The sequence below is a fragment of the Flavobacterium ginsenosidimutans genome, from assembly GCF_037478105.1.
GTDB classification, from domain to species: domain Bacteria; phylum Bacteroidota; class Bacteroidia; order Flavobacteriales; family Flavobacteriaceae; genus Flavobacterium; species Flavobacterium ginsenosidimutans.
Map to the genome: position 1 here is coordinate 5,510,751 of NZ_CP147988.1, position 21,405 is coordinate 5,532,155.

A 21,405-nucleotide genomic window follows, 5' to 3' on the forward strand; every position below is an offset into this window, starting at 1 on the left:
TTAAACTTAGATTAAGAATACTTTTTAAAGCATCATTTTAGTTTTCAAAAGCTTATTTTTGTAAGACTTAAAATGATGCTTTCTACATTTCTAAAAACACAATCATGACCGACTTAAAAAATAAAAATGCCTTTATTACAGGCGCAGGAAAAGGAATTGGAAAAGCTGTGGCAATTGCTTTGGCTAAAGAAGGTGTAAACCTGATTTTGGTTTCAAGAACTCAAAAAGACGTAGAACAATTAGCTGACGAAGCTTCCAATTTAGGTGTGAAAGCTTTGGCTTTAACAGCAGATGTTTCTGACATAAATTCTATTAATAAAGCTGTAGAAAAAGCTTTGGCTGAATTTAAACACATCGATATTTTAATCAATAGCGCCGGAATTGCTTCTTTTGGAAAATTCTTAGAATTAGAACCAGAAGCTTGGGAAAGAATTATTCAAGTGAATTTAATGGGAACATATTTCACAACTCGTGCTATTATTCCAAATATGATCGAAAGACAAACTGGAGATATTATTAATATTTCATCGACTGCCGGATTAAATGGAAATGCTTTGACAAGTGCTTACAGCGCATCTAAATTTGCTGTTTTAGGTTTAACCGATTCTCTGATGCAGGAAATGAGAAAACACAATATTCGTGTTACGGCTTTAACGCCAAGTACGGTTGCAACCGACATGGCAAAAGACTTAAACCTAACTGACGGAAACCCTGAAAAAGTAATGCAGTCTGAAGATATGGCAGATTTAATTATAGCGCAGTTAAAATTAAACCGAAGAGTTTTTATTAAAAACAGCAGTATTTGGTCTACTAATCCTTAAAAAAAATCCAAATTTTTGAAATTCCAAATTCCAATTACTTTGAGATTGGAATTTGGAATTTAATTATTGGAATTTTAAAAAAATGTAGGTCCCAAGTATAATTGGAATTTAATTATTGGAATTTAAAAAAAACATGATGGAACAATATTTAAGACAATTGGTCGAAATTGAATTTCAGGATAAAAAAGAAATCTTCAGCGGATTTTTAATTGATTATTCTGATGATTGGATTTTGCTTCGAAATAATCCTGTTGATTTTGTTTTGGATGGTTTCGTTATTCTTAGAAATAAAAACATTGAAGTTGTAAACCGAGATCATGATTTGGCTTTTACAGAAAAAGTAATTCGCTTAAAAGGCTTGAAAATTAATTCTGATGATATTATCCCGATTAAAGATTTAGCTTCAATTATAAATTATGTTTCTAAGAAATACGGAATTTTCCAAATCGCCAAAAAATCATCTAAATCAGCTTATCTAGGAAAATTAATAAAATTGAATGAAGAAGAATTGACCATTGATTTTTTAGATACACGCGGTCAGTTTGGCGGAGAATTAGGTTTTAATCCAGAAAAAATTCGAGTTATTGAATTTGATACAGATTATATTAACTCTTTAAAATTGGTTGTTCAGGATAATGAGTAATTCTTATAAAACAAAAAAATCCCTTTTTTACGAAAAGGGATTTTTTTGTCATTTCGACCGAAGGGAGAAATCGCACTAGCAATTACGCACAGAAAATCTCCAATCTTTGTCGACAAACTAGTGTGATTTCTCTCTTCGGTCGAAATGACAATACTTTGTCTGTTTATTTTTTTTAAACTTCCGCCAATTTATTCAAAAACTCAATACGAACACTTCCGTCTTCGTCAATTTTTGTCAAGTTGATTTCTTGCAAAGTATTTACCAATTCAGGATTCCAAGGTGTTTTTACTTTTACGTAGTTTTCAGTAAATCCGTGAATATAACCTTCTTTATTTTCTCCTTCAAAAAGAACTGTTCTGTTTGTTCCTAACTGACTTTCATAAAAAGCACGACGTTTTTTAACAGACAATCCACGAAGCATTTTACTGCGTTTAGCGCGAACATTTGAAGGAACAACGCCTTCCATATCAACCGCTTCTGTATTATCTCTTTCTGAATAGGTAAAAACGTGTAAATACGAAATATCCAAATCATTTAAGAAATGATATGTTTCTAAGAAATGCTCATCTGTTTCTCCAGGAAAACCAACAATTACGTCAACACCAATACATGCATGAGGCATTACTTCGCGAATTTTATTTACACGATCAACATATACTTCGCGTAAATAACGGCGTTTCATTAATTTCAAAATATCATTGCTTCCTGATTGTAACGGAATATGAAAATGCGGTACAAAAGTTCGGCTTTTCGATACAAATTCAATTGTTTCGTTTTTCAATAAATTTGGTTCGATAGAAGAAATTCTCAAACGTTCGATTCCTTCTACTTTATCCAAAGCCTGAACTAAATCCAGAAAAGTATGTTCGTGTTTTTTGTTTCCAAACTCCCCTTTTCCGTAATCACCAATATTTACACCTGTTAAAACAATTTCACGGATATTTTGAGCCGAGATTTCTTTGGCGTTTTTCAATACATTTTCTAAAGCATCACTTCTTGAAATTCCTCTTGCTAAAGGAATTGTACAGTAGGTACATTTATAATCGCAGCCGTCTTGAACTTTTAAAAATGCTCTTGTACGATCTCCAATAGAATAACTTCCAACATAGAAATCAGCTTCAGCAATTTCGCAGGAGTGAACTTCACCCATGTCGTTTTTGCTCAAATCATGAATATAGTCCGTGATTTTGAATTTTTCTGTCGCTCCCAAAACCAAATCAACGCCATCAACCGCAGCTAATTCTTCTGGTTTCAATTGTGCATAACAACCAACAGCAGCAACAAAAGCTTTTTCATTCAGCTTCATTGCTTTTCTTACTACTTGCTTAAACTGCTTATCTGCATTTTCTGTTACAGAGCAAGTATTAATGACATAAATATCTGCTATTTCTTCAAAATCGACACGGTCAAAACCTTCGTCATTAAAATTTCTGGCAATTGTAGAAGTCTCTGAAAAATTCAGTTTACAACCCAGCGTATAAAAGGCAACTTTTTTTCTATTTTCCATAATCTGTCTTAAATTAATGAAATCGTTGTCAAAAAATTTAAGGCTGCAAATTTACAAACAATATTTCTCAAAAGAAAGCAATTAAGACACTTCGAATCAATAATTTGCGCCAATGTTAATTTAGGAACATTTTATTTAAAATTTTTTCATTTTATTTTTTGAAAAAATCGAGACCATTAAAACAGATTTTTTTAACATTTCGATAAGAATAAAATGACAAAATAATCGATTAAGCGCAAATTTTACCGATTAAGTGCACTTTTTTCGGTTTTAAATTCAAAATTTCTTACATTTACTTTTGTTATGAAACAGGTCAAAAATAAATTCATATTTGAGAATTTTAATACGTTTTAATTAATTTAATAATAATTCGAGCATAACAATTTTGAATTCTACTCGTTATGTTGTTGTTTTGTGTTACAAAATGAAATGGGAAAGCCGAAAACCAAAGAGAGTAGGCAAAATTAAAATACAAATACCACGCTTTATGAAAGCATTTTTACCCACAATCTGCTTGATGTTCTTAACCCTATTTAGTTCGCAAGCGCAAACTAATGCCCCTGCTGCAGCAAATCCATTTCCTACTATTAGTACATTAACGACTTGGGCAAGCTTCAACTCTCAGCAGCAATTTGATGTTGCTATTCGTGCAGTTGGGTTTAAGTTTGAAGTTAAAGAGCCAGGAGAAGGTTCTACAGCTTATACTTACATTCGTAAAGTAACTGTTAACGAAGTAAACTATACGGATAGAATCGTTTACAGAATTACTAATAATAATTCCGCAAGTATTATTTCTTTAGTGACTGCTTCTACTGACTTGGTTAGTTTATACACACCACAATTGGCAAGCTTTAAAAACAACAACTGTAAAACAGAAATGTCTAAAGACAAAAACACAACTTGCAGCTGTTACGAAAGTGCAAACTTCGCTATCGATCTTTGTGATGAGCGTGTAAAATTAACAATGGGTGACGGAAATAAATATTTCGTTTCTGTAGCTAAAAAATAATAGCATAACTCTGATTTGTTTCCAAATCTTTACTGACTTTTAAGTATGTAAAGATTTGGAATACATTTCTTAGTTTGAGTTTGGATTTTTAAGTTCGTACCAAACTTCTAATTCTTCTTGATGATTGAAGGAATTTATAAAACGAAAACCTAATTTCTCTAGAATTTTTCTTGAATTTTCGTTTCCTGCATCAGCATAAGCATACAATTTTTCAACTTTCATTTTATTAAAGGCATAATCTATAAAAGCTTTTCCTGCTTCTGTAGCATAACCTTTTCCCCAATGCTTTTCGATAAAACGGTATCCTAACTCATAAAAGTTTTTATGATCGTTAATTTCGTCTGTTATATACTTTATTCCAGACCATCCAATAAACTCATTGGTTTCTTTTAAAACAACAGCCCATCTTCCTGTTCCGAAATCTTTATATTGTTTTTGAACAAACTTGATATATTCAATACTTTCTTCAATATGTTTTACGGGTCTGTTGCCAACAAACAAATGCACATTCGGATTTGAATCCAATTCAAACATTCCTTCTGCATCAGAAAGTTCTAATTCTCTTAAAAGCAAACGCTCTGTTTCAATTGGATTTTTCATATTTTTTAGTTTAAAATATAACGTGTCACTACCTCAGCAACTCCATCGTCATTATTTGAAGCTACAATTAAATCGGCTTTATCACGCAATTCAGGTGTCACGTTATCAACCCAAACGCCCAAACCTGCATATTCTATCATTGTCAAGTCATTTCCTGCGTTTCCAACAGCGATAATCTCACTTTGATGAATTCCTAACTTATCTGCCAAAAACTTCAAACTAGCAGCTTTATCTATTCCTTGCTGCGCAGCTTCTAAGAAAAATGGTTTAGACATAGAAACACTTAAATATGGCATCGCTTCTTTTAAATCTTCTTCTAAAGGCTTCAAATACGACGGATCTTGCAATAAAATACATTTAACGGCTGGTCTGTCTACATAATCTTTAAAGCTTGCAACTTTATGATGCGCCATCCCAGTAATTTCTTTTTCTACTTCGATATACTCAGAATCTGTTTCACTGATTATTTCATCATCCAAATACGTAATAATATGCGTATTCATTTTAATGCTATAATCATATAAAGCATGAATCTGCTGAACGGTTAATTTCTGTTCAAACAAAATCAAATCATCTTTTACTTGACTGATTATCGCTCCATTAAACGAAATCATATACGAATCGTTTTTATCTAATTCCAATTCTTTAGCATAAGCAGTCATTGCCGAAGTTGGTCTTCCTGAAGCCAGAACTACATAAACGCCTTTTGCCTGAGCTTCTAATATTACTTTTTTATTTAAATCTGAAATTCGGTGATCGTCTGTCAACAAGGTATCATCCATGTCGAGCACTAACATTTTGTATTGCATATTTTTTTTTAGTTTCCAGTCTCAGTCTCAGTTTTCAGTATCTAACTGTAAACTGAGACTGCAAACTGCGACTTATTAAAGGCTCATTCTAAATTCTTCTATAACTGGATTTGCTTTTGCAAAATCTGTTTCTTGTATAAATACTTCAACCGCCAAATCTGTTTGGCCAAAGCCTCCTAAACGTGCTGATTGAATATTATCTTTTTTAACTGTTTCAACTCCCGCTTCTTCCAATCTTTCTTGCAAAGCAATCGCTAATACTTCACTTCCTGAAAACACCTTCATTAACCCCATGATATTTTATTTTTTATTAGTTTTCAGTCGCAGTCACAGTTTTCAGATTGCAAACTGCGACAGAAAACTTTGACTTATAAAATCTCGTTTTTCAGTTACTGAGACTGAAAACTAAGACTGCGACTTATAATATTTTTTTTAATTGTTCTTGAAAATCTTCATTTTCGTTTACTCCAATATGTTCTTGATTTTTCAGCGGATAAAAATAGGCATTTGATTTCAATAACTTCTTCAATCGAATTGAATTATCAATTGGAATTAACTGATCTTTAGTTCCATGAAAAATATAAATTGGACTTTTAATTTTTGGAAGATAGAGATTTGTTTCTAAACTAAACTTCTTCATAAAGTCAGGAAAAAATGGCACTCTAGAACTGGACAATTCTAGAAAATTGTAATACGGAGCCTGAAGAATCAAAGCTTTCGGATTATTTTCTAAAGCTAATTTAGTCGCAAAACCAGAACCTATTGAATATCCTGCAATAATAATTTTATTCTGAGAATATTTCTCAGCTACTTTCTTATATGCAATAGAAATATCTTTACTTAATTGTTCTTCATTCTCAATTTCACCTTCACTTTTTCCAAAACTCCTATAGTCTAAAATGAAAATATCGTAACCTAATGAAGTATATATTTTTGCAATTTTCCCCCAAGTTTCAAGCGTTCCAGCATTTCCATGAAGATAAAAAACAAGACCTTTTGAGTTTTCAGCCTTAAACAATAATCCGTTCAAAACAGTTCCATCAAAAGAAGGAATATTTACTTCTTCAAACTTTTGCTTATAATCAAACTTAAAATCTTTTGGCAGTTTTGAACCATGAAAAACCAGTCCAATTTGATTAAAGTACACATAAGAAACAATCAAAACATATAGGATAAGAAAAAAGCACAAAAGCACTATTCCTAAAAATTTAACTGTTTTTAAAATCTCCATATTTTTAATTTAGTTTTCAGTCTCGGTTGCAGTTTTTCAGAAATACAACTGTAAACTGCGACCAAAAACTGGGACTCTTTCACGAAAAAATCCCGCTTTTCAGTAACTGCGACTGAAAACCGGGACTATAAACTTATATAAAACTATTCTTCTTCTTCAATATCATCTTCATCCTCATCAAGCTCTTCTCCTTCTTCATCCATATCAAACAAATACGGCTCAAGCATGATTTTATCTGCCAAAATTTCAATACGCTCTGTCAGAGTTTCAGAAAAAATAATTCGTTGCACTTTGGCAATACTATTAGAAATACGTGTAATTTTTGGATCATGACGTAATTTCAAAATCGGATCTGCATCATCCAAAATAAACATTTTAAGACGATTTACATTGTAACCAGCCGTACTAAACATATCATTTAATTTTGTTGGTGTTCCAATTAAAATGTCAATTCCGGTAGAAACGTAGTTTTTATCATAATCCATATCGCCTTTATCGTGCACGCCATAAACTTCAAGATTAGTATATTTCCCTAATTTCTCAAAAAGCTCGACCATTGCAACCATTTTCTCTTTGTCTTCAACAATAATCAAAGCTCGTGGCGATTCTTCCGTTTTTCCTTCCAATTGCTGAATCACATTCATAACAATTGTCGTTGTTTTTCCACTTCCTTTTGGCGAAATAATTACACAGTCAGCACCACTTTTTATGGTCGAAAAAGTCTCCAGTTGCAAAGCATTTGCTTCTGTAAAACCGTTTTCAATTAGGGCGTCTTGTAATTTCTCGTTTATTTTTTTTAGTTTCATTTTTTTAAGCTTTAAGCTTTAAGCTTTACGCTATAAGCAAAAATTATTTTATTTTTCTAGCTTTAAGCTTTAGGCAATACGCCATAGGCAAAAAACTTCGTTATCATAGCTTAAAGCTTACTGCTTATAGCCTACCGCGCGAAGCACCTATTTGCTTGCGAACATTTTTACATCACTTTCAGAGATTTCGCTTCCTCCCAAAATAATCAATCTTTCGACTACATTTCGAAGTTCACGAATATTTCCTGTCCAATCGTATTCTTGTAATAATTTTATGGCTTGCGCCGAAAATGACTTAGCTGCATTTCCTTGTTCTGAAGCTATTTTTTCTGTAAAATGCAAAATCAAAGCAGGAATATCATCACGTCTTTCATTCAATGGCGGAACTTTAATCAAAATAACAGCCAAACGATGGTATAAATCTTCACGGAAACGGCCTTCAGCGATTTCTGTTTTTAAATCTTTATTCGTCGCCGCAACTACACGAACATCAACTTTAATATCTTTATCAGCACCGACTCTCGTAATCATACTTTCTTGAAGCGCTCTTAGAACTTTGGCTTGCGCCGAAAGACTCATATCTCCAATTTCATCCAAGAAAATAGTTCCTTTGTCTGCAGCTTCAAACTTTCCAGCGCGATCTTTCACTGCCGATGTAAAAGCACCTTTTACGTGTCCGAACAATTCGCTTTCAATCAATTCGCTTGGAATAGCCGCACAGTTTACTTCGATTAACGGAAAACTAGAACGCTCGCTTTTTTCATGTAATTGATGCGCCACTAGTTCTTTTCCTGTTCCGTTTGGCCCTGTAATCAAAACTCTTGCTTCTGTTGGAGCAACTTTATCAATCATCACTTTGATATGATTAATCGACTCACTGTCACCAATCATTTCATAGTTTTTACTGACTTTTTTCTTCAGGATTTTATTTTCAACTACTAATTGTTTTTTGTCCAAAGCATTACGAACCGTATTCAATAAACGGTTCAAATCTGGTGGTTTTGAAATATAATCAAAAGCTCCTAAACGCATGGTTTGAATTGCTGTTTCCATGTCTCCATGTCCAGAAATCATTACCATCGGAATTTCTGGTTTTATCTTTTTTACTTCTTCTAAAACCTCAACACCGTCCATTTTTGGCATTTTGATATCGCACAAAACCAAATCATAGTCGTTGTTTTTTATTTTTTCAAGTCCAGCAACACCATCTTCAGCTTCATCAACCTGATACGAATCATTTTCTTCTGATAATATTTTCACCAAAACTCTTCTGATCGCTGCTTCGTCTTCGACAATTAGTATTTTACTCATTCTTTTTAAAGATACTAAGATACTAAGATGCTAAGATTCTGAGTTTTTTTTAGCTAAAATCTTAGCATCTCAGAAACTTAGAATCTTAGAATCTCAAGTTAATATTTTAGCCACTTATACAATTCTTTCCAAGTCGGTTTTTTGCCGTACATTAAAATACCTACGCGGTAAATTTTGGCAGCGAACCATACAACAAGGAAAAATGTAGCAAACAATAATGATACCGAAATTGCGATTTGCCACCACGGCACGCCAAACGGAATACGCATTAACATTACAATTGGCGAAGTTAACGGAATCATTGAAAAGATAACCGCAACACTTCCGTGCGGATCGTTTACTACTGTAAAAAATCCGATATAAACGCTCAAAATCAGAGGCATTAAAATTGGAAGCAGAAATTGCTGAGAATCGGTTTGATTGTCAACTGCGGCTCCAATTGCTGCGTAAAATGAGCTATATAAAAAATATCCTCCAATAAAATAAATCACAAATCCGATTATGATGCTTGTAATTGGTAAATTCCATAATTCAGCAATATACATTTGCGCCGATCCAGAAAGTTCATGTTGAGCAGTTTGCATTAATTCTGGTGAAATTCTGGCTGTTGGTCCAACGTTCACGCCAAAAAATGCCGAAGCAGCAAACATTAATCCCAAACCAATTATTGCCCAAATCATAAATTGTAAAATTCCTGCTAATGAAGTTCCGACAATTTTACCAATCATTAACTGAAAAGGTTTTACAGATGAAATAATGATTTCGATAATTCTATTTGTTTTTTCCTCGATTACGCTTCGCATTACCATATTTCCGTAAATGATAATAAACATCATAATCAAGTAACCAAACGCACCACCAATCGCAATTTTTATTTCGTTTAGACCTTTCAGACTTTCTTCTCCAGAAGCTTTAACCAAATGAATGTTCACATCTGATTGTGCTTTTTGAATCGCCAAAGTGTCCAGTTTTGCTTCTTCCAGATTTAATTTTGTAATTTTATTTCCAATGACATCCTGAGTGTTTTCAATAAAAGAAATGCTCGGACTATTATTAGAAATAAATTCAATTTTACTTTCTAAATCTTTTATATTTTTTGTTTTCGGAATAACAATTAATCCGTTGAAATTTTCTTTTGTAATGCTATCTTTTAAAGCTTTTACATCAATTTCAGATAAATTCAGATATTTAAATTCGGCCCCTTTTTTATTTTCTTTTAAAAAATCAGAAGCAAAAAGTCCAGTTTCGTCATGAATTGCAATTCTTTTCGTTTCTGCTTTCATCGAACTTAAATAGCCAATAAAAACAGCAATCGCCACAAATAAAAGCGGACTCAAAAAAGTCATGACAACAAAAGATTTATTGCGGACTTTGGCAATAAATTCTCTTTTTATAATCAACGAGATGATGCTCATTTATAATTTTAGATTTTAGATTGTTGATTTTAGATTCCCGATTTCGATTTTAGTTTTCACTCTAAAATATAAAATCTGAAATCTAAACTTTATTTTCCGTTACCGTTTGGATAAAAATATCGTTTATACTCGGGATTTTTTCAACGAAATGTGTTACTTGTCCACGTTGCGTTAAAACATGTAATAATTCATTTGGCGCTGCATTTCCAATCTGAATATTTAATTTTAAATCATCATTTAGCGATTTAAAATTAGCAGGCGAAACCGTGAACTTTTGAGTGATATCATACATCAAACCTTCAACATTATTGGTCAAAATTCCAACTTCAAAACTATTGGTTCTAAACTGACGTTTCACATCTGCAACTTTTCCTTCGATCAATTTATTTGATTTGTGAATTAAAGCAATGTTTTCGCAAAGCTCTTCTACACTTTCCATTCGATGCGTCGAAAAAATAATAGTAGAGCCTTGTTCTTTTAATGCCAGAATTTCATCTTTAATAACATTAGCATTTACAGGGTCAAATCCTGAAAAAGGCTCATCTAAAATTAGCAATTTTGGTTTATGCAAAACACAAACCACAAACTGAATTTTCTGTGCCATTCCTTTAGAAAGTTCCTGAATTTTCTTGTTCCACCAGCCTTGAATTCCCAATCGGTCAAACCAATAGTCTAGTTGTTTTTTGGCTTCAGCTTTAGAAAGTCCTTTCATTTGAGCCAGATACAAACATTGCTCTCCTACTTTCATTGAACTGTACAAACCTCTTTCTTCAGGAAGGTATCCAATAGTTTGCACATGCTTTGGTTGCAATCTTTCTCCATCCAAAATTACTTCGCCACTATCTGGCAATGTAATTTGGTTTATGATTCTGATAAGGGAAGTTTTTCCGGCTCCATTCGGACCTAAAAGTCCATATATACTGCCTTTTGGCACATTTAATGAAACTTCGTTAAGTGCTACATAATCGCCGTATTTTTTTACGACTTTATGTACTTCAAGTAAGTTACTCATGCTATTTTTAAGGATTTACTGCGTCACTTTGCCTATTACGGTTCAGCGACTGTAAAAGTAAATAATTCGAAGCGAAATTGTGTCATAATACGCAAAAAACCCATTCTAATTTATACTAGAATGGGTTTTTATTATTTTATAGCCTTTTAAAAAAGTTCAAATTATGAGAACATATCTTTTACTTTTTCAAAGAATGATTTCTCTGATTTCTCTGGACTCGGAACAAAATGTTCATCATTTAAAGCATTTTCAAAGAATTGTTTTTGTTCTTTATTTAATGTTTTTGGAGTCCAAACGTTTACGTGAACTAATAAATCTCCATTTCCGTAACCATTTAAACTTGGAATTCCTTTTCCTTTTAATCTTAAGATTTTTCCAGACTGAATTCCTTCTTCTAATTTAATACGAACTTTTCCGTTGATTGCTTCAATATCTTTTGAAACTCCCAAAACTGCTTCAGGGAAACTGATATATAAATCGAAATGAATATTTTCACCTTCACGCTTCAAGAATTCATGCTCAACTTCTTCAATCGCTACAATTAAATCTCCTGGAATACTATTTCCTGGAGCGTCGTTACCTTTGTTAGCAACTTTTAACTGCATTCCGTCAACAACTCCCGCAGGAATTTTGATTGATACTGTTTCATCTTCTTGAACCATTCCTTGAGCATCTGCCTCAGAAGGTCTTTTGTCTAAAATCTGACCAGAACCTCCACAAGTAGGACAAGTTGACGCAGATTGCATTCTTCCTAAAATGGTATTGGTTACACGCATTACCTGTCCTTGACCGTTACAAGTTGTACAAGTTTTATACGTTACGCCTTTTGCCTGAACTTTACGTTTTACTTTTACTTTTTTCTCAACTCCATTTGCAATTTCTTCTAAAGTCAATTTAACTTTAATTCGAAGATTGCTTCCTTTAGCACGGCGAGGGCCTCCGCCTCCGCCTCCGAAACCGCCAAATCCGCCACCAAAAATATCACCAAACTGGCTAAAAATATCATCCATATTCATACCGCCATGACCACCGCCAAATCCACCAGAACCATCAAATGCTTGATGACCGTATTGATCGTATTTCGCTTTTTTCTGCGGATCACTTAAAACTTCGTAAGCTTCTGCCGCCAATTTGAAGTTTTCTTCTGCCTCTTTGTCGCCTGGGTTTTTATCAGGGTGATATTTAAGCGCACTTTTTCTGTAAGCTTTTTTTATTTCGGCAGCATCAGCATTTTTTGAAATGCCTAGTATTTCGTAAAAATCTTTTTTCATAATTAGGTTTAAATTCCAAAATCTAAAATTCCAAAATCCAAAATTGGAGCCAGAATTTTTATTTGCTTTTTAGTTTCCAACTACAACTTTAGGGAAACGAATGATTTTGTCTCCTAATTTGTATCCTTTTTCAATAACATCAACAATTTTCCCTTTTAATTTATCAGACGGAGCTGGAATTTGGGTAATTGCTTCAGCAACATCAGCATTGAAAGCATCTCCTGCTTGAATTTCAACTTGCTCTAAACCTTTAGAAACTAAAGTGCTTTTCAATTTTTCATGAATCAACTCAACACCTTTTTTCAAATTTTCATCATCAGATTTGTTGATTTCTACTGTAGCTCTGTCAAAATCATCTAAAACTGGAAGCATCGCCAATAAAACTTCTTGGTTTGCCGTTTTAAAAAATTCAAGACGCTCTTTTGAAGTTCTTTTTTTGTAATTTTCAAATTCAGCAAATAATCTCAAAAACTTATCTTTTTCGTGAGCCAAGTCTTTAGCTAATTGCTCCTCAACACTTAATTCTTCAACAATTAACTGCTCTCCGTTGGCATTGTTCTCTAACGTTACATCGTCTAATTCCTGATCGAATTCTGTATTTTCCGTAGTCATATTACTTTTATTTTTAAAAATATTCTTAAACTTCATTTTTATTTCTTTCTGTTAGATTGCAAAAGTACTGCCAAATCTTTTAAAATGTCAAATTGTCACTTTATTAATTATGAGACTTTTAAAAAACGAAATGTACTCATTAAAATTTAATACAATTTTAAGACTATTACGTTATAGTTTATTTTATCTTTGATAGCGTAAAAACATAAATTATTACACCAAAAATTGAATTTAAGGGTTGGCTTCGGCCTCAAAATAATTATTAATTCAAATTTACCTTATATTAAAAAAAGCTTCGCCTATAGAGACGAAGCTTTTTTTTATGCTCTCTTCATCTTAGAATTAATGACAAAACCTTAATAACGAAAAAAAAATTAACGCAAAGAACGCAAAGTTTTTTTCATTCTTAAGCTTTTATAGAAAAGACAAAGTTCGCAAAGCATTTGTAAAATATAGCTTTGCGAACTTTGCACTTTGTGATAAAAAATATTTTATTGCACGGGCGGAGGGATTCGAACCCCCATCAACGGTTTTGGAGACCGCTATTCTACCCTTGAACTACGCCCGTAACTTAAGGTCGGCAAATTAAGAGTTTTTTTTCTTCTCCAGCAACTATTTTATGCAGAGATTTTAAAAGAAAACCCTTTAAATCTGCGGAATCTAAAGCAAAAACTTTTATCCCAGATAGTTAGCTTGGCAAAGTATTTTTAATATTTCACGCAGATTTATAAAGATTAAAGCAGATTTACTTTTTTTAATCAAGTTAGATCTGCTCCAATCTGCAGAATCTGCGTGAAATAAAAATTTAATTATGCCTGTAAAGCCTTCTTCAACCCTTCGAAATCAACAGAAACTTGTTCTCCTGTCACTAAATTTTTAAGCGCATAAGAATTTGACGTGATTTCTTGATCTCCAACCAATACTGCAAACGGAATTAAACGTTTGTCTGCATATTGAAATTGTTTTCCAACTTTCACATTGTCAGGATACAATTCTACTTTTATATTTTCTTTTCTTAATTTCTGAATTGCCTGAGAAGCATACAAAGCTTCTTTATCTCCAAAATTCAAAAACAATGCTTTAGAAGTCGCCGCAACTGTTTCTGGAAATAATTGTAATTCTTCTAAAACTAGATAAATTCTATCCAATCCAAAAGATATTCCGACACCACTCATATTTTTTAAACCAAAAATCCCCGTCAAATCGTCGTATCTTCCGCCACCTCCGATTGAACCCATAGCAACTGTTTTTGGAGCTGCAACTTCAAAAATTGCTCCTGTATAATAATTTAAACCGCGAGCTAAAGTCACATCTAAATCTAAAATCGCAGTAGAAAGTCCTAATTCAGCAACATTATCACATATAAATTTAAGCTCTTCAACACCTTTCATTCCTTCCTCAGAAGATGACAATAATTCTGAAAGCTGTGCAATTTTGTCTGCAAAAGTTCCTGAAAAACTGAAAAGTGGCTGTACTTTTACTAAAGCATCTTCAGCAATTCCTTTTTCGATCATTTCATTTTTAACGCCGTCTTCTCCAATTTTATCCAATTTATCAAGAGCAACCGTAAAATCAATTAATTTATCTGAAGCGCCAATTACTTCTGCAATTCCAGATAAAATTTTTCTGTTATTAATTTTAATCGTTACGCCTTCCAAACCTAAAGCTGTAAAAACAGTATCGTATAATTGAACTAATTCTACTTCTTGCCATAAAGATTTTGAACCAACAACGTCGGCATCGCATTGAAAAAATTCTCTAAAACGCCCTTTTTGCGGATTATCAGCTCTCCAAACTGGTTGGATTTGATATCTTTTAAAAGGAAATTCAATTTCGCTTTGGTGCTGTACCACATATCTTGCAAACGGAACTGTCAAATCGTAACGCAAAGCTTTTTCAGAAATTTTTCCTGTGAATTTATTTAATTCAATTCTTTGCTCTAAAGTAATTTTCTCAGCAGAATTTAATTGTAATTCTTCAATTGATTCTGGCAATTCAATTTTACTTTTATTGTAGAAAAAGTTTCCAGAATTTAAAATTTTAAAAATCAGACGATCTCCTTCTTCTCCATATTTCCCCATTAAGGTGTCTGAATTTTCAAACGAAGGCGTTTCGATTGGCTGAAAACCAAATTTCTCGAAATTAGCTTTTATAGTCTGAATAATATATTGACGTTTTGACACCTCTGCTGGTGAAAAATCTCTTGTCCCTTTTGGTATACTTGGTTTTGAAGCCATCTTTTTTATTTTAGATTGTTGATTTTAGATTTTAGATTGTTTCAATCTTTATCTAAAAACCTTATGATGTTAATTTATTTCTAGATTTTTTAGATTGTCAGTTCTTTAGACTTTCGACTTTAAAACTTTCCAACCTTCGCCTTATTAAGTCTGCAAATATCTTACTTTTTAAAATAAATAATAACACTTCGAAAACAAACTTGTAACAAAAAACGTATTTTCGTGACAAATTGGTCATGATGCTAAAATTATTTAAAGAAAATATCCGAATTGCATTTGGTTCTATCAAAACACAATTGCTGCGTACTATTCTTACCGTTTTAATTATTGCCATCGGTATTACCGCTTTGGTTGGAATTTTGACTGTTGTTACAGCACTTGAAAATACCGTTTCAACCAATTTTGCTTCGATGGGAGCTAATACTTTCAATATTAATCAATACGAAAATAACCTTAAAAATCGTGGCGGAAACGAACGCGAAATCATAAACCCAATTATTTCTTATCCAGAAGCGGTTGCTTTTAAAAATAAATATAAATATCCTTTTACGGAGACTTCACTTTCTTTTACAGCAACCTCAAAAGCCGAAGTAAAATATTTAGACACCAAAACTGATCCAGAAATTACAGTACTTGGAGTTGACGAACATTTTATTTCGAATTCTGGTTTAGAAACTACTTTAGGTCGTTCATTCAATCAATTCGATATTGAAAACAATACTTATTCTTGTATCGTAGGTTCTGATTTCGAAAAGGGCCTATTAAAAGACCTAAACCCTATTGATAAAATAATTTCAATTCGAGGCGCTCGATTTAAAGTTATTGGTGTCTTAAAAGAAAAAGGATCAACTTTTGGAAACAGCCAGGATTTGCGCGTTTTAATTCCAATTCAAGTAGCGCGTTCCTTATTTACGGCACCAAACATTAATTATACGATAAGCGTAATGGTTTCCAAGAAAGAAGTTTTAGACGAAGCCATAGACAATGCGACAAGCACAATGCGAAGAGTTCGTAAATTAAGTCCTGTCCGCGATAATAATTTTGGAATTGGCCGAAGCGATGATTTGATTAACCGAATTCTAAGCATAACTCAATATCTAGGAATAGCAGCATGGACTATATCTGTCATCACAATTTTAGGATCTTCAATCGCCTTAATGAATATTATGGTTGTTTCGGTTACAGAACGTACTCGCGAAATTGGTGTTCGTAAAGCTTTGGGAGCAAAAAGATCAACTGTTGCTTTTCAGTTTTTTATAGAAACTTTATTGATCGGACAAATTGGAGGTTTGGTTGGAATCCTTTTAGGAATCCTCCTTGGTTTTGCCATTGCAACGGCCATGAGTTTTGTTTTTGTGATTCCGTGGATGGCTATTTTTGCCGCTTTTGGAACAAGTTTTTGTGTTGCGCTAGTTTCTGGTTTATATCCCGCAATTAAAGCCTCAAAATTAGATCCTATTGAAGCTTTGCGTTATGAATAATTTTTAGTCGCAGTTTTCAGTTAATATATCTGAAAACTGAGACCGAGACTAAAAACTTAAATATTCCCTTTTATCATACGATCGTTATCGTAAATATCTTTTCGAAGTTCAACATTTTTGAAATTCATATTTTCTAATAAATCGATCATTTCCTTTCCAAGATATTGATTGATTTCAAAATATAATTTCCCACTTTTCTGAAGTCCGTTTTTCGATAGAGAAGCAATTTTTCTATAAAAAATCAATGGATCAGTATCTTCTACAAAAAGCGCTAAATGCGGTTCGTAATCCAAAACATTCTTTTTGATTTCTACTTTTTCTAAATTTCGAACGTACGGCGGATTTGAAACTATAATATCAAACTGACACGTAAATTCTTCTGTTTCCAAAATATTCAGAAACATAAAAGTAACGTCGACATTATTTTTTAAAGCGTTTCTTTTTGCGGTTTCAATTGCTTTTTTAGAAACATCAATTCCAAAAACTTCTGCGTTCGGAAGATTCTTTGCCAGAGAAATAGCAATACAGCCAGTTCCCGTACCAATATCTAGAATTCTTATTTTTTTGTTTTTAGCAGGACTTGTATTTTCGTTAATAATCCATTCGACCAATTCTTCTGTTTCAGGCCTCGGAATCAAAACATTTTCATTTACTTCAAAATCCAAACCATAAAAATTAGTTTTCCCAAGTAAATATTGAATCGGAACTTCTTTTTTAAGCTGTTTTAACAACTCATCCCATATCACAAAATCATTCTCATCAAAAACCAATTCATGATTTAACGCTAAATCAATCTGGCGAAGTTTATGTTTATCCTCAAGAATCAAATAAAAAAAGCTCTCTGCTTCGTACGCATCGTAAAAAGGAGATAATTCTTTAATAAACTGAGTACGATATTGTTTAATTTTCATTTTTATTTTTTGAGCATTTATATCAGCCAAAAACTGACATTCATCTTTCAATAAGTCTTGCTGTTTTAAATTTGTTACATTAAAATTACAAAACTTTCAGCATCCATATAGGGCAAGAACAATGCCCTGTATTTCCCATTGGCGCGTCCAAATATTCAAAACCAGATTTTTTGTACAACTTTTGTGCGGCATGCATAAAAGGCATTGTTTCGATATAACATTTTTCAAAACCAAAAAATCTTGCTTGTTCTAAACATTTGTCCATCATTTTTGATCCAATTCCTAAACCTCTTGTTTTTGGCAGAAAATACATTTTCTGCAATTCACATATTTTAGGATCTCCATTTTCTAAAGGCGCAATTCCAGCACAGCCCACAATTTCTCCGTCACTTTCAACAACAAAATATGCCGATTGGGGTTTGGCATATTCTTCAAACATCAAATCCAAGTAAGGATCTTCATATGCTGTTCCTACTTTTGGAATTTCCATTTCATCAAAAACCGATCTTATCAAACTTGCAACTGCTTGATTATCTTCTTTTTTAATTGCTCTTATAAGCCAATTTACCATTTTTTTTATTCTAAATCATTATAAATACAAAAGTAAATATACTTTTTTGATAGTATTATAACTATCTGGATTGTTTCACAACTTAATGTTTTCGAGTTAGTGATAATCTTAAAATTAACTACTTTTGCACTGTGAATATACATGAAAAATACATAAAACGCTGTATCGAATTGGCACAAAATGGGCTAGGAACAACATATCCGAACCCAATGGTCGGAAGCGTAATTGTTTACGATGGTCAAATTATTGGCGAAGGTTGGCATAAAAAAGCTGGCGAGCCGCATGCAGAAGTAAATGCTGTTCGTTCTGTAAAAGATAAATCGCTGTTGAAAAAAGCAACTATCTATGTGAGTTTAGAACCTTGCAGCCATTTTGGCAAAACACCTCCTTGTTGCGATTTGATTATTGCAAATGAAATTCCGAATGTTGTTGTCGGAACGGTTGATCCGAATGAAAAAGTAGCTGGAAAAGGAATTTTAAAATTAATTGAAGCTGGCGCAAATGTTACAGTTGGAGTCTTAGAAGAGGAGTGCAATGAACTAAATAAGCGTTTTTTTACTTTTCATCAGAAAAAAAGACCTTATATCATTTTAAAATGGGCCGAAAGTCAAGACGGATTTTTAGCTCCTGAAAAAGCAATTGATCAAGATAGAAAACCAATTTGGATTACGAATCAATATTCAAGACAATTGGTTCACAAATGGCGAACTGAAGAACAGGCTATTTTAGTTGGAACACAGACTGTTGTTGATGATAATCCAAAATTAAATGCTCGAGATTGGAACGGTAACAATCCCGTACGAGTTGTTATCGATCAAAATAATAGAATCGATGAAAACAGTTTTATTTTTGATGATTCTGTGAAAACTTTTATTTTTTCTAAAGATTCAAAACCATCAAACGAAAACACTCAATTTGAAGTAATTGATTTTAGCAAAAATATCATTTCTCAGATATTGGATGTTTTATATCAAAATCAAATTCAATCTATAATAATTGAAGGCGGAAGACAAACGCTCCAATCTTTTATTGATGAAAATCTTTGGGATGAAGCTAGAATTTTTGTTGGAAAAACGAATTTTCTAAATGGAACAAAAGCTCCAATTATTACAAGAAAAAACAGCACAAAAACTAACATATTAAGCGACGAACTGATACAAATTAGAAATCATGATTAATGCGATAATTTTTGACTTTGGAGATATTTTTATCAATTTAGATAAACCTGCCACAATTTCTGGTTTGCAAAAACTTGGAATGAAAGAATGGAACGCTGAATTTGACCAACTAAATCTTTCTTTTGAAGTTGGAGCTATTTCACCAGAAGATTTTATAGGAGGTTTTCAAAAACAATTACCAAATGCTTCTAAAGAAGATATTTTGAGAGCTTGGAATGCAGTTTTAGCAGATTTCCCTTTTTATCGTTTAGAGTTTCTTCTGGAATTATCAAAAAAATATCGCTTGTTTTTATTGAGCAACACCGATTCTATCCATATCAATACATTTGAAGAAAAAAGCGGTGTTTCTTTCTACAAAGATTTTTATGACTGTTTTGAAAAAGTTTATTTTTCATTTGATATCGGAATGAGAAAGCCTGATCCGAAAATCTATCAATTTGTTTTAGATCAAAATAATCTAGTTGCTGAAAACACTTTATTTGTTGATGATAAAACAGAGAACACAGACAGCGCTTCAGCTTTAGGAATTAAAGTTTGGAATCTTCAAGTTGGAAAAGAAGATGTTGTAGATTTATTCGACAAAGGATTATTATAAAGCATTTTAATTCTTTTAAAAAATATTCAGCCACAGATTAAAGGATTTTCACAGATTTATTATGTGAGCAAAAGAAAAATCCTTTTTAATTCTTTTAATCTGTGGCTAAAAAAATATAAACCTTTACAATTGGAAATTAACGATACTTATCAAACTATTGCATCTGCATCTGAAGAAATACTGTTCAAAGAAAAAGGCAGTAAATTCTTTGGTTATGCATTTCCGATAGATCATGAAGATGAAGTAAAACCTATTATCGAGGACCTTAAAAAGCAACATCCTCACGCGGTACATTATTGTTATGCTTACCAAATTGGTGTTGGAAATAAAATCTCGTATCGCGCCAACGATGACGGTGAGCCAAGCAACACGGCTGGAGCGCCAATTTATGGACAAATACAATCTTTTGGGCTAACTAACGTTTTAGTTGTAGTCGTTCGTATTTTTGGCGGAGTAAAATTAGGCGTTGGCGGATTAATTTCTGCATATCGAACAACTGCACAACAGACTTTGGAAGTTTGTGAAATCGTTGAAAAGACAATTGATGTCGAATTTTTAATTTCTTTTGATTACAAAAACATGAATAAAGTAATGCGAGTTATCAAAGAAAAGAAATTAGAAATCGTTTCTCAAGAAATGGAAATGGATGAAATTTCAGGATTGCCAATTGGTAAAATTGTGACAAAAACGAGAAAAAAAAATGCCGAAACAGTGTTCAGCATTTTTGATTTAATGTTCGAAATTGATATTAAATTAGTATAAATTAACATCAAAATCTCGCTCATTTTAACAATTATTCAAGCGATTTAAATATTTCCAAAATATAGTCTGGAGGAGCTGTTGGACGACCCGTTTTTAACGCAACAAATACTAAAATAAACGTCGCAGTTGTTAATAACTCATTCGCCTCATTGTAGATTGCGCAGTCAAATTCGATCTTAACTGAAGAGTGACTTTTAAAAGTCGTATGAATTGTTAAAAGTTCATCATATCTCGCCGATTTTTTGTAATTTATGTTCATGTTGACAATCGGGAGGCCAATACCGCTTTCTTCCATGCTTTTATACGAAACCCCTTTATTTCTAAGCCATTCCACGCGTCCAATTTCAAAATAAGGTACATAATTTCCGTGATAAACGACTCCCATTTGGTCGGTTTCTGAGTAACGAACTCGTACTTGAGTCTGATGATTTTTCATTTATAAAATATTAAAAAAATTCGAATTTAAAAAGTCGCATTACAACTTTTTTTTATAAAATTAGATACCAAAATATTTTTTTTTACAGAAATTTGTTCACATATTTGTTATCCCGAAATACGGAATAAAATTGCTCCTCTTTTATTAGGAGAATCTTTACAACAATAATAAAAATTTATCTGAATCT

22 protein-coding genes and 1 tRNA gene are annotated in these 21,405 nt (G+C 32.6%); 7 read left to right on the forward strand and 16 right to left on the reverse strand.

Going from position 1 to position 21,405, the window contains the following annotated elements:
• Window positions 1-104: 104 nt before the first annotated feature.
• Both V6624_RS23570 and V6624_RS23575 read left to right on the forward strand, forming a co-directional pair.
• Complete coding sequence (locus V6624_RS23570) at window positions 105-821, forward strand: 3-ketoacyl-ACP reductase (RefSeq protein WP_111289183.1); 717 nt, start codon at window positions 105-107, stop codon at window positions 819-821.
• A 136-nt stretch (window positions 822-957) separates the two neighbouring features.
• A complete protein-coding gene (locus V6624_RS23575) occupies window positions 958-1,464 on the forward strand; it encodes a hypothetical protein (protein WP_263522048.1) in 507 nt (168 codons plus the stop codon).
• A 172-nt stretch (window positions 1,465-1,636) separates the two neighbouring features.
• Here the strand turns inward: V6624_RS23575 and mtaB are convergent, their stop codons facing one another.
• Window positions 1,637-2,971: a tRNA (N(6)-L-threonylcarbamoyladenosine(37)-C(2))-methylthiotransferase MtaB gene (gene mtaB, locus V6624_RS23580; protein WP_338840442.1), complete on the reverse strand. Its 1,335-nt coding sequence runs from the start codon at window positions 2,969-2,971 to the stop codon at window positions 1,637-1,639.
• Between the two features lie 487 nt (window positions 2,972-3,458).
• Between mtaB and V6624_RS23585 the strand changes: the two genes are divergently transcribed.
• Window positions 3,459-3,980, forward strand: coding sequence for a hypothetical protein (locus tag V6624_RS23585; protein WP_111289276.1), 522 nt, complete (start codon window positions 3,459-3,461; stop codon window positions 3,978-3,980).
• Between the two features lie 69 nt (window positions 3,981-4,049).
• On the opposite strand, the gene V6624_RS23590 is transcribed toward V6624_RS23585, so the two are convergent.
• The 12 genes from V6624_RS23590 to hisS form a co-directional block, all read right to left on the reverse strand.
• Window positions 4,050-4,580 carry a GNAT family N-acetyltransferase gene (locus V6624_RS23590; protein ID WP_111289189.1) on the reverse strand — a complete coding sequence of 177 codons (531 nt, stop codon included), beginning with the start codon at window positions 4,578-4,580 and terminating at the stop codon, window positions 4,050-4,052.
• 5 nt (window positions 4,581-4,585) lie between these two features.
• Window positions 4,586-5,389, reverse strand: a complete 804-nt coding sequence (locus tag V6624_RS23595; RefSeq protein WP_338840443.1) for a Cof-type HAD-IIB family hydrolase — start codon at window positions 5,387-5,389, stop codon at window positions 4,586-4,588.
• A 75-nt stretch (window positions 5,390-5,464) separates the two neighbouring features.
• Window positions 5,465-5,683, reverse strand: coding sequence for a putative signal transducing protein (locus V6624_RS23600; RefSeq protein WP_091133675.1), 219 nt, complete (start codon window positions 5,681-5,683; stop codon window positions 5,465-5,467).
• Window positions 5,684-5,807: 124 nt separating this feature from the next.
• The gene (locus tag V6624_RS23605; protein WP_111289193.1) at window positions 5,808-6,620 is read right to left on the reverse strand and encodes an alpha/beta hydrolase; all 813 of its coding nucleotides are present in this window, start codon (window positions 6,618-6,620) and stop codon (window positions 5,808-5,810) included.
• 143 nt (window positions 6,621-6,763) lie between these two features.
• A complete protein-coding gene (locus tag V6624_RS23610) occupies window positions 6,764-7,426 on the reverse strand; it encodes a DEAD/DEAH box helicase (RefSeq protein WP_111289195.1) in 663 nt (220 codons plus the stop codon).
• 147 nt (window positions 7,427-7,573) lie between these two features.
• The gene (locus tag V6624_RS23615; protein WP_111289197.1) at window positions 7,574-8,737 is read right to left on the reverse strand and encodes a sigma-54-dependent transcriptional regulator; all 1,164 of its coding nucleotides are present in this window, start codon (window positions 8,735-8,737) and stop codon (window positions 7,574-7,576) included.
• A gap of 98 nt (window positions 8,738-8,835) precedes the next feature.
• Window positions 8,836-10,152 carry an ABC transporter permease gene (locus V6624_RS23620; RefSeq protein ID WP_338840447.1) on the reverse strand — a complete coding sequence of 439 codons (1,317 nt, stop codon included), beginning with the start codon at window positions 10,150-10,152 and terminating at the stop codon, window positions 8,836-8,838.
• 82 nt (window positions 10,153-10,234) lie between these two features.
• Window positions 10,235-11,164 (reverse strand): ABC transporter ATP-binding protein, encoded by a 930-nt coding sequence (locus V6624_RS23625; RefSeq protein ID WP_111289201.1) that lies wholly within the window; start codon window positions 11,162-11,164, stop codon window positions 10,235-10,237.
• Window positions 11,165-11,325: 161 nt separating this feature from the next.
• Window positions 11,326-12,435 (reverse strand): molecular chaperone DnaJ, encoded by a 1,110-nt coding sequence (gene dnaJ / locus V6624_RS23630; protein ID WP_111289203.1) that lies wholly within the window; start codon window positions 12,433-12,435, stop codon window positions 11,326-11,328.
• A 69-nt stretch (window positions 12,436-12,504) separates the two neighbouring features.
• Entirely contained in the window at window positions 12,505-13,083 is a 579-nt protein-coding gene (locus V6624_RS23635) for a nucleotide exchange factor GrpE (protein WP_338840448.1), read from the reverse strand.
• Window positions 13,084-13,544: 461 nt separating this feature from the next.
• Window positions 13,545-13,615: transfer RNA gene (locus V6624_RS23640), tRNA-Trp, on the reverse strand.
• Between the two features lie 241 nt (window positions 13,616-13,856).
• The gene (hisS, locus tag V6624_RS23645) at window positions 13,857-15,284 is read right to left on the reverse strand and encodes a histidine--tRNA ligase (RefSeq protein WP_111289206.1); all 1,428 of its coding nucleotides are present in this window, start codon (window positions 15,282-15,284) and stop codon (window positions 13,857-13,859) included.
• Window positions 15,285-15,520: 236 nt separating this feature from the next.
• On the opposite strand from hisS, the gene V6624_RS23650 reads away from it, so the two are divergent.
• Complete coding sequence (locus V6624_RS23650) at window positions 15,521-16,765, forward strand: ABC transporter permease (RefSeq protein ID WP_162614996.1); 1,245 nt, start codon at window positions 15,521-15,523, stop codon at window positions 16,763-16,765.
• Between the two features lie 56 nt (window positions 16,766-16,821).
• On the opposite strand, the gene prmC is transcribed toward V6624_RS23650, so the two are convergent.
• Both prmC and V6624_RS23660 read right to left on the reverse strand, forming a co-directional pair.
• Window positions 16,822-17,676 (reverse strand): peptide chain release factor N(5)-glutamine methyltransferase, encoded by an 855-nt coding sequence (gene prmC, locus V6624_RS23655; RefSeq protein WP_111289278.1) that lies wholly within the window; start codon window positions 17,674-17,676, stop codon window positions 16,822-16,824.
• Between the two features lie 85 nt (window positions 17,677-17,761).
• Complete coding sequence (locus V6624_RS23660) at window positions 17,762-18,247, reverse strand: GNAT family N-acetyltransferase (RefSeq protein ID WP_111289210.1); 486 nt, start codon at window positions 18,245-18,247, stop codon at window positions 17,762-17,764.
• A 131-nt stretch (window positions 18,248-18,378) separates the two neighbouring features.
• On the opposite strand from V6624_RS23660, the gene ribD reads away from it, so the two are divergent.
• The 3 genes from ribD (at window position 18,379) to V6624_RS23675 (ending at window position 20,782) form a co-directional block, all read left to right on the forward strand.
• Window positions 18,379-19,425 carry a bifunctional diaminohydroxyphosphoribosylaminopyrimidine deaminase/5-amino-6-(5-phosphoribosylamino)uracil reductase RibD gene (gene ribD, locus V6624_RS23665; RefSeq protein WP_111289212.1) on the forward strand — a complete coding sequence of 349 codons (1,047 nt, stop codon included), beginning with the start codon at window positions 18,379-18,381 and terminating at the stop codon, window positions 19,423-19,425.
• On the forward strand, window positions 19,418-20,020 hold the full coding sequence (locus V6624_RS23670) for an HAD family hydrolase (RefSeq protein ID WP_111289214.1): 603 nt from the start codon (window positions 19,418-19,420) through the stop codon (window positions 20,018-20,020). Before ribD ends, V6624_RS23670 begins: the two co-directional genes overlap by 8 nt.
• Before the next feature lie 129 nt (window positions 20,021-20,149).
• The gene (locus V6624_RS23675; protein ID WP_111289280.1) at window positions 20,150-20,782 is read left to right on the forward strand and encodes an IMPACT family protein; all 633 of its coding nucleotides are present in this window, start codon (window positions 20,150-20,152) and stop codon (window positions 20,780-20,782) included.
• 31 nt (window positions 20,783-20,813) lie between these two features.
• On the opposite strand, the gene V6624_RS23680 is transcribed toward V6624_RS23675, so the two are convergent.
• Window positions 20,814-21,218 carry an acyl-CoA thioesterase gene (locus tag V6624_RS23680; RefSeq protein ID WP_111289216.1) on the reverse strand — a complete coding sequence of 135 codons (405 nt, stop codon included), beginning with the start codon at window positions 21,216-21,218 and terminating at the stop codon, window positions 20,814-20,816.
• Window positions 21,219-21,405: the final 187 nt, after the last annotated feature.